The 8,946-nt window shown below is 62.6% G+C and carries 6 protein-coding genes; 4 read left to right on the plus strand and 2 right to left on the minus strand.

Features of this window, described 5'->3' with window-relative positions; all coding sequences use genetic code 11:
- Nucleotides 1-413 (minus strand): phosphoenolpyruvate carboxylase (locus TX76_RS16815; RefSeq protein ID WP_228842432.1); only part of this gene is annotated, 413 nt, incomplete at its 3' end.
- A 221-nt stretch (nucleotides 414-634) separates the two neighbouring features.
- Here TX76_RS16815 and aldA point away from each other — a divergent pair.
- Entirely contained in the window at nucleotides 635-2,071 is a 1,437-nt protein-coding gene (gene aldA, locus TX76_RS16820; protein WP_049904155.1) for an aldehyde dehydrogenase, read from the plus strand.
- Between the two features lie 156 nt (nucleotides 2,072-2,227).
- The gene (locus TX76_RS16825; RefSeq protein ID WP_049904156.1) at nucleotides 2,228-3,787 is read left to right on the plus strand and encodes a sulfatase family protein; all 1,560 of its coding nucleotides are present in this window, start codon (nucleotides 2,228-2,230) and stop codon (nucleotides 3,785-3,787) included.
- A gap of 138 nt (nucleotides 3,788-3,925) precedes the next feature.
- Here TX76_RS16825 and TX76_RS16830 read toward each other — a convergent pair whose 3' ends face one another.
- Nucleotides 3,926-5,710 (minus strand): right-handed parallel beta-helix repeat-containing protein, encoded by a 1,785-nt coding sequence (locus TX76_RS16830; protein WP_195156087.1) that lies wholly within the window; start codon nucleotides 5,708-5,710, stop codon nucleotides 3,926-3,928.
- A 522-nt stretch (nucleotides 5,711-6,232) separates the two neighbouring features.
- Between TX76_RS16830 and TX76_RS16835 the strand changes: the two genes are divergently transcribed.
- Complete coding sequence (locus tag TX76_RS16835) at nucleotides 6,233-7,933, plus strand: arylsulfatase (RefSeq protein WP_049904160.1); 1,701 nt, start codon at nucleotides 6,233-6,235, stop codon at nucleotides 7,931-7,933.
- Nucleotides 7,934-8,574: 641 nt separating this feature from the next.
- Nucleotides 8,575-8,946, plus strand: a 372-nt coding sequence (locus TX76_RS16840; protein WP_154019145.1) for a hypothetical protein, incomplete at its 3' end; no start/stop codon positions are given.

Here is an 8,946-nt window from a genome sequence, read left to right on the forward strand (position 1 = left end):
TGCGCAGTAAAGGTCGGCTCGATCAGTACGTCTCCAAGAATTCGCTCGACGACCGCGGGATCGCGGTCGGCGAGACTCTCGACGGCGGCATGCAAACTGTCCGCGAGCGAGCCCTCCTGGGAGGCGGTCCGGATCGCGCGGACGCGTTCGCGCTCCTCGGCGAGGTTCACCATCTCGAAGTACGTCGTGAACGCGCGCGCGACCGTGACCGCGGTCTCGGGTTCGAGGCCGCGCAGCGTGCGATCGAGGGCGTCGCGCGAGTCGCGCTCGCCGTCGCGGTAGTCGATCGCGGTGGTGCGGAGCTCCTCGACCGTCTCGAACGCGTCGGTCGAGGTCTGCGCTTCGAGAACGTCACCGACCAGCGCGCCGAGCTCCCGAACGTCCCGCCCGACCGTGCGCCCGTGTAGTTTCATGCCAGCAGATGCTTTCGGAGGGTGATCAATCCCATGAATGGGCAAATACTTGCCGTCGTCAATCAACGATATGGCAAGAAGGCGCTCCCACCCCAGCGTGGCCGATGGAGCTCACGAGACCCCTCGCCGAGGTGGAGATCGACGGTAACGGGCCTGAAACGGGGACTCGATCGCGTTATTCCGAATCTTTATACAGCCGTGCCCGCAGCACCTACACGTCCATGAGCGTGAACACGACAGACACCTTGTACGTGGACGGAGCATGGCGCGAAGCTTCCGGCGGAGGCTCGATTCCGGTGACGAACCCGGCGACCGAGGAGCCGATCGCCGACGTCCGGAGTGCGAGCGAGGCCGACGTCGAAGCCGCACTCGACGCTGCCGCTTCGGCACAAAAGGAGTGGGAGCTGACTCCCGCACGCGAGCGCGGGGACGTCCTGCGGGACGTGTCGGCGCTGATGCTGGAGCACACCGACGAGTTGGCGGAGCTGATCACGCGAGAGCAGGGGAAACCGATCGAGCACGCTCGGGGAGAGATCGAGGACGCTGCCGACCTGGTTCAGTACATGGCCGAGTGGGACCGACGCATCGAAGGCGACGTGTTGCCGGGCGATACGCGTCGTGAATCGGTCCATCTCCTCCGCAAACCACACGGCGTCGTCTCCGCGATCATCCCGTGGAACTACCCCGTCGCCGTGTTCGTGCGCAAGCTCGCGCCGGCATTGGTCACCGGCAACACGCTGGTCGGCAAGCCCAGCGAGCAAACGCCCCTGGCGACGATCCGTCTCGTGGAACTCATCCACGAAGAGGGCGACGTCCCCGACGGGGTTCTCAATCTGGTCACCGGTGCTGGCGACGTCGGACGGGCGTTGGTCACCGCCGATCAGGTGAGCATGGTGACGATGACGGGCCACGTCGAGACCGGGAAGGCGATCATGCGGGATGCTGCCGACGACCTCACCACGGTCTCGCTCGAACTCGGTGGCAAAGCACCCGCCATCGTCTGGAAGGACGCGGATCTGGACGCCGCCATCGACAAGGTACTGGCGGCACGCGTCGCGAACGCCGGGCAGGTGTGCACCTGTGCCGAGCGAGTGTACGTCTACTCGGACGTCGCCGAGGAGTTCGTCGAGAAGTACGCCACGGCTGCGCGCGATCTCGAACTGAGCGATCCGCTCGGGGACGCGGACATGGGTCCGCTGGTCAGTGCCGAGCAGGTCGAGAAGTCCGCTGCTGCGGTCGAAAACGCCCGAAAGCAAGGTGCCGAGGTCGAGGTCGGCGGGCGAGCACCGGACCGTCCCGGCCACTGGTACGAGCCGACGCTCGTCACGAACGCCGAACAGGGGATGGACATCATGCAGGAGGAGGTGTTCGGTCCGGTTCTGCCGGTGACGACCGTGGACTCGTTCGAGGAGGCCCTGGAGTACGCGAACGATTCGCGATACGGACTCTCCTCGTACGTGTACACGGACGACTACCAGCTCGCGATGCGGTTCGCCGAGGAGCTCGAGTTCGGCGAGACGTACATCAACCGGTCGATCGGCGAGCTGTGGCAGGGCCACCACATCGGCTGGAACGAATCCGGAACGGGTGGCGAGGACGGCAAGTACGGCCTCCAGAAGTACACCCAGCTGAAGACGGTGTACCACAACTACGAGTGAGGTGACGCCGGGGCGCTGTCCGGTCGGGACCCCTCGACGAGCGAACACCCGCCGGGCGTTCGAGAGACCCGAGACCGTCGCGGCACTCACGACGACCGAACACGTCGACCGGGGACTCGCCGATGAGTTTTTGATCCGGGGCCCTCACCGGAGGGTATGAGCAGCGATAGCTCGCAGCCGAACATCCTGTACGTGATGGCGGACGACCACGCTCGGAACGCGATCGGTTCGTACGGCTCCCATCTCGCGGGAGTCACACCGACCGAAAACATCGATCGGATCGCTCGCGAGGGCGTCCGTCTCGACAACTGCTGTTGTACGAACGCGATCTGCACCCCGAGCCGTGCCTCCATCCTGACCGGGGAGTACAGCCACAGGAACGGTGTTCGCACGCTTCAGGACTCCTTCGACGAAGAACGGGACCACGTCGCACACCAGCTTCGGGGCGCGGGCTACGAAACGGCGCTGATCGGCAAGTGGCACCTTCACACGCAGCCGAGCGGGTTCGACTACTACAACGTTCTCTCCGGACAGGGGCGCTATATCGATCCACGTCTCAAGGAGAAGGGTCAGCCGTGGGACGACGAGGCGTACGACACCGAAGACGACGACCGGGGGTACTACCACACCGGCGGCGGCGAGGTCCACGAGGGGTACTCGGCGGACGTCGTCGCCGACCAGGCGATCGAGTGGCTCGACGATGGTCGTGGCGACGGGGACGATCCGTTCTTCATGATGTGTCACTTCAAGGCCCCGCACGACCCCTGGGTGTATCCGGATCGGTACGAGGACCGCTACGAGGGACAGCAGATCCCCGAGCCTGGGAGCCTCTTCGAGGACAAAGCACACCGCTCGGGGGCGACCCGGGAACGCGGGTCGACCGTTTCGGCGTCGAACCCGGTGCGGAACCTGGTCGAAGACCAGAGTCAGGACCGTTGGCCGACCGGAACGCTCGACACCGAGGGGATGAGTGCGGCGGAGGAGACCCGTGCGTCGTACCAGAAGTACCTCCAGGATTACCTTCGTACCGTAGCTGCGCTGGACGAGAACGTCGGTCGATTGCTCGACCATCTCGACGCTATGGGTCTCGCCGAGGACACGCTCGTCGTCTACACCTCAGATCAGGGACAGCTGCTGGGCGAGCACGACTACACCGACAAGCGCTGGATCTTCGAGGAGTCGATGGGAATGCCGTTTCTCGCGCGCTATCCCGGCGAGATCGAACCGGACACGGTCGCCGAAGACCTCGTCGCGAACGTCGACTTCGCACCCACGTTCCTCGACTACGCAGGCGTCGAGACGCCCACGGGGATGCAGGGCCGGAGCGTCCGGGACACGTTGGAGAACAGGCCAGACCGGGAGCCCCGGGATGCGGTGTACTATCGGTACTGGATGCATCGCGCACACCACGACGTACCGGCCCACTACGGGATCCGAACCGACCGCTTCGTCCTCTCGTACTTCTACGGCCTTCCTCTGGACGCAGCGGGGGCGAAGGACGATCCGAGCGAGCCGGGGTGGGAGCTGTACGACCTGCGGGACGATCCCCACCAACTCCGGAACGTCTACGAAGATCCCGACTACGCGAACGTCCGGGAGGACCTGACCGAGCGCCTGTTCGACCTGAAGGAATCACTCGGCGACACCGACGACGCGTACCCGGAACTACGGCAGCGGCGAAAGGCCGGGGACGAAGACCGATCGGACACTCCGTGACCGTGTACGGATAGTGCCGAATCCGGTGCTACGGCCGAAACCATCCCCAAACCTCACGATGCGTCGCGGAACCGAGTCGCTCGTCGTCCTCCAGTCGGCTCGATCCAGTCGTTCGAGATCAGCGCCGATAGAGTCGTGTCATCCCCAGAAGGACGTCAACTCTGCAGTCCACCGCAACGCGACGTTCTCGTCGCCGGACTCTGGCGGCGAGGCGAACGATACCTCGAGCGCGTCGTAGCCGTCCCCAGAACCGCTCTCTACGGGGTACACTGTGGCAGGAGTGGCGTCGATGGCTCCTCCCGAACTGGGGGTCAGAGTCGCACTGACGTCCGAGCGTGACGCTGGGGCGGTCGCCAGGCCGTGCGCTCCGATGGTGAACGAACTGGACGAGCCGTCGCCGCTGAACGTCGCAGTACCGGTCGTGCGTGTCGGAGCCCCCTGGTTGTCTCTGAACTCGACGGTACTCTCCCCGATGTTTTCGAGGTTGAAGACACTGTCTTCTGCGTTCCCTTCGAAGTCGTTGCCGACGATAGTCACATCTCCCGTCGACCCCCACCAGCCACCGATACCGTACGGCTGTGTCTTCGACTCCTGGTTGTCCGTGGCGACACAGTTCCGGACGTTCAGATCGACGTTTCCGCCCGCGACGAAAATCCCTGCCTGAGGAAACTGCGGGTCATCCTTCTGCCCGTTGCCGTTGACCTGGCAGTTTGTGACGAGGATGTTCCGCGTATCCCCTTTCTCGAACTCTTCCTCCGTCGGCCCCCCACCGTCGGCGAGTTGCAGAAAGATCCCCCTGTTGCGGTTATGTCTGCAGATAACACTGTTTATCGTGACGAACTCGGTCGTTTGCTCCGGGTGACCGTTGACGAACACCCCATGTTGGTTCCCTTCGTATATTCCGCTATCGATGACGACGTTGCTTGACGATACTTCGACGAAGACGCCCGAGCGCGCGTTGTCCTTGGCGATCGAGTCCGCCACCAGCACGTCGTTACAGAACGCGTCGACGTCGTATCCGTCGAACCCGGTCTCGTTGGCAATACACGATGCGATGAGAGCGTCGTGAACGACCTTGAAATGTACGCCTCGAATGGCATTCGAGATCTTACAGGAGAGGACTCGCACACGCCGGGACTTGTCGTTTGCGAACGAAGAGCCAGCCGTTACGCGGATACCGTTCCCGACGAAGTTTTTGATCCGAAGGTTAGCGAAGTCGACGTCTGTAACGCCCTCGAACCAGAACGCGCTAAAGCCAGCCGATTCGTGACCACTCCGGCCGTAACCCGCTGACTCTGGAGCAGTGCCTTCGAGAGTGCCTCCCTGGATGGTGATGTTCGTCGTGTCGGTAGACGTGAACAGTGCGTTGGAAGTCGTTTTCGATAGCTCGTCCGTGGGGGTGATTCGCCCCCGAATCTCCAGCATGACGTTACTCGGGACGGTGACGGCGGTGGAGAAGGTGAAGTCGCCTTTCAGTTGCACGACCTCCTGATGTTCCCTCCCTTCGGTGAGACCGTCGAGAGCCGTCTGAATGACGGTTGCCGCGTCAGAGCCCGTCGTGATGGTCTCGGAACCGTCGGCGTAGATCGTCCCCTCGCCGTCCTTCCATACGACGACGTCAGCCGATCTGGAGGGAGTGGCTACCCTGTCGACAGCGATCGATGCAACGGGGTTCTCCACCCCGAGCTGGTCGATACCACCACGCTGACCACTGTGATCGTGGTCGTCCGGAGCGAAAGGTGCGTTCTCCTGTCGTCCTCTCGCACCGGCACTACCGATGTCGCTGCTGTGAGTTTCCGCGGTAGCGACCGTGTCATCCTCACCGCTACTCAGTAGCCATCCACCTGTGGCGGCCGTCAGAAGACCCCCGGTTTGGAGGATCGAACGACGTGTCGACGACCTTGTGGTGTCATCTCTTGACATTGCACGACCCGGTTTCGACCGGGTGCATATAAAGTTTTGCATGAGGGTACTCTAAACTTAGATACAACAATCTCGGGACAACGGTGATGGAATGCATACGATCGGCAGGGCTCCACCATAGAGCGCGAGCAGGCACGAACCAGTCGTGGAAAGAACGGTAGGTGAGTGAGCCGTCGGAGGTTTCGGTGGACGCTCGACGGAACCTTTCGAGGTTTTTGTAATTCTCACGGAGGAAGCCGACAGCGACCAGCATCGAGCGTCGATCTCCTGTTTCCCGTTCTTACGCTGGATCAGCCCGGCTGCACGAGCTTACCCGTGTAGCCAGCTATTCGGAAACGGTTCCACCGATCGTTCCCCTGTCGCCGAACTCGGTGTGAGTTTGTGCACCTTCTGCCAGCCTCTCGGAGCGCTGACGGCTGGCGTTCTTCGACCGTTTTCGAGTTAGCATGGAGCGGGTGCTGCCGAGGGTACCGAAAGACGAACACCCACCTCCTTTATACAGTTCGTCCGCGGGCACACACTATGGCGACAGCCGAGAGACGGAGTCCGAACGTGATCCTCGTCGTGACGGACGACCAGGGATTCGGTGACGTGGCACGTCACGGCAATCGGACGATAGAGACCCCACACATGGATCGGCTTCACGATGATAGCGCCCGACTCACGGACTTCCACGTCAGCCCGACCTGTGCACCGACACGGGCAGCGCTCATGACGGGGCGCTACGACAACCGAACCGGCGTCTGGCACACAGTCATGGGCCGCTCCCTCCTGGATCGGGAAGAAACGACGATGGCCGACGTCTTCGCGGAATCGGGCTACCGGACAGGCATCTTCGGAAAGTGGCATCTGGGGGATAACTACCCCTTCCGACCGGGGGACCGCGGCTTCGAGGACGTCCTCGTCCACGGCGGGGGCGGAGTCGCCCAGACGCCCGACTACTGGGGCAACGACTACTTCGACGACACGTACTTTCGCGACGGTGATCCCGAGAGCACTGACGGTTACTGTACCGACGTGTGGTTCGAAGAGGCTTCGAAGTTCATCGAGTCGAACGCCAGCGAGGACCGACCGTTTTTCTGTTACGTGCCGACGAACGCACCCCACGGCCCCTGGCAAGTGCCGGACGAGTATCTCGATCGGTACATCGACGATGTCCCCGAGGACGTCGCACGCTTCTATGCCATGATCACGAACATCGACGACAATCTGGGGCGGCTCCGCGAGCGACTCGGTGATCTCGGTATCGCCGACGAGACGGTTTTGATCTTCATGAGCGACAACGGGAGCTCCTGTCCGTACTACAACGCCGGTATGCGGGGCCAGAAGGGGTCCCCTTACGAGGGCGGTCATCGGGTTCCCTGTTTCGTTCACTGGTCGAATCGGATCGAGGACGAGACAGTGGAGACGCTGGCGGCTGGATACGACCTGTTGCCGACGCTCGTCGACCTCTGTGGCATCGAGGAGCCCGATGTCGAGTTCGACGGGCAGAGCCTGCGGCCCTTCCTAGAGGGTGCAGACACAACGCCCCCCGACCGAACCGTGTTCGTCGATAGTCAGCGCGTCGAGTGGCCCGAGAAGTGGAAAGACAGCGCCGTTCTGACCGATCGCTGGCGACTCGTTCGAGGAGAAATGCTGTACGACATCGAGGCCGATCCGGGACAAGCGGAAGACGTCGCCGATGACCATCCCGACGTTGTTGCTGAACTCCGCCGGGATTACGAAGAGTGGTGGGATGACGTCGGTCCTTTCCAGGGATATTCGCGCATCGTCGTCGGCACCGACGAGGAAGACCCCGTCCAACTCACCTGTCACGACTGGCACGAATGCGAGACGACACCGTGGAATCAGGGACAGATCCTCGAAGGCGAAGCGGCAAACGGGTTCTGGGCACTCGGGGTCGCGAACCCGGGCGAGTACGAGATCGAACTCCGCCGCTGGCCCGCCGAGAGCGGTGCACCGATCGACGGACTCCCGACCGAGCTCACCGAGATCGACTACGGCAGCCCCGGTGGAGGCTGGACCGCACACGCTGAGTCCATCGATCCGGATACGGCCGGAATCCTGATCGGTGGGACCGAGCGCACGAATCCCGTTCCACACGAGACAGCGGCGGTCACCTTCGTCGTCGATGTGGAGGACGGCCCTGTGGAACTACAGGCGTGGTTCGAAGACGACGGAGAGGAGCACGGTGCTTACTTCGTGTCCGTCTCCAAAGTGTGACAGAAATCGAACCGACCCGACGTCCCGAACCGAGCTGTTCGAGTATAACTGAGGGCGGTAACACCCGTAGGAGTGTTACTAAATCCGTCTCGACCTCGTCTATCTACTATTGGTACAAATATATTCTGTATGAGTCAGAAGCTCCGAGCATATCTGGATCGAGTGGAGCATTGCTCGGATAGTTTTACAATGGTGGAGGCTTCGATCGGCTCCCTGCCATCGAGTCAGAACGTCCCCCTTGTCCACCATCGCTCGCGGAGAAGCGCCGCCCCACTTCGGCCGACCGAGTAGTGCCGAACGTCCAGCCATCCTGTGGGCAAGTGCAGTATCGGACGTGAGGATCGGTGCGGTGGAAGTCCACGGATCGTCGACTGCCTCTCCGTGTACCCTGGGGGGTGTGGCTCGTCCACGAGGTGGTCGCCGAGAGCTACAGGGCGAGTCTCGAACGCCTTTACCCGGCATAGAACGGCAGGTCGCACGTTTTCCTTCCCATCTCCCGAACCCGGTCGGGGTCGTCGACAGCGCGCTCCGTTGTGTGAAATCACGGCCTCGATCGCCTGCAGTCCGCTGGAGCCGGCTCGCCGAACAATACCGTCTCGCTGACCGATAATTATATGTAGTGTGGTGTTGTAGCAAAAGGCATGGTCGACAGTGACCGCCAGCCGGAGGAACGCGACAGCGCCAGCACCGAACAGTCGAAGGGAACGTCACGTCGGTCGGTTCTGACCCGGGGTGCAGGCGGTCTCGCGGCGATGGCGTTTGGCGGACGTGCCTCCGCCGACACCGAGTCGTCCGTGGCGAGCGAAGCAGCGGGGCCCAGCGGAACCCAGCAGGCCCGTGAAACCGTTCCGCCGAACGCCTCGGCATCCAAAATCCAGAAGCGGATCGACAGGGCTCACCGGAAAACCGACGCTCACGGCTACGGGATCGTCGATGGAGAGGGGCGGACGTACACCATCGGTGAGTCGCTCGTCCTTCGGTCGAACACCGTCCTCCAGAACATGAAGATTCGG

The organism is Halococcus agarilyticus, assembly GCF_000334895.1.
Taxonomy (GTDB): Archaea; Halobacteriota; Halobacteria; order Halobacteriales; family Halococcaceae; genus Halococcus; species Halococcus agarilyticus.

Coding starts and splice junctions, on each gene's coding strand:
- aldA (WP_049904155.1), top strand. CDS start 635: ATGAGCGTGAACACGACAGACACCTTGTACGTGGACGGAGCATGGCGC.
- TX76_RS16825 (WP_049904156.1), top strand. CDS start 2,228: ATGAGCAGCGATAGCTCGCAGCCGAACATCCTGTACGTGATGGCGGAC.
- TX76_RS16830 (WP_195156087.1), bottom strand. CDS start 5,710: ATGTCAAGAGATGACACCACAAGGTCGTCGACACGTCGTTCGATCCTC.
- TX76_RS16835 (WP_049904160.1), top strand. CDS start 6,233: ATGGCGACAGCCGAGAGACGGAGTCCGAACGTGATCCTCGTCGTGACG.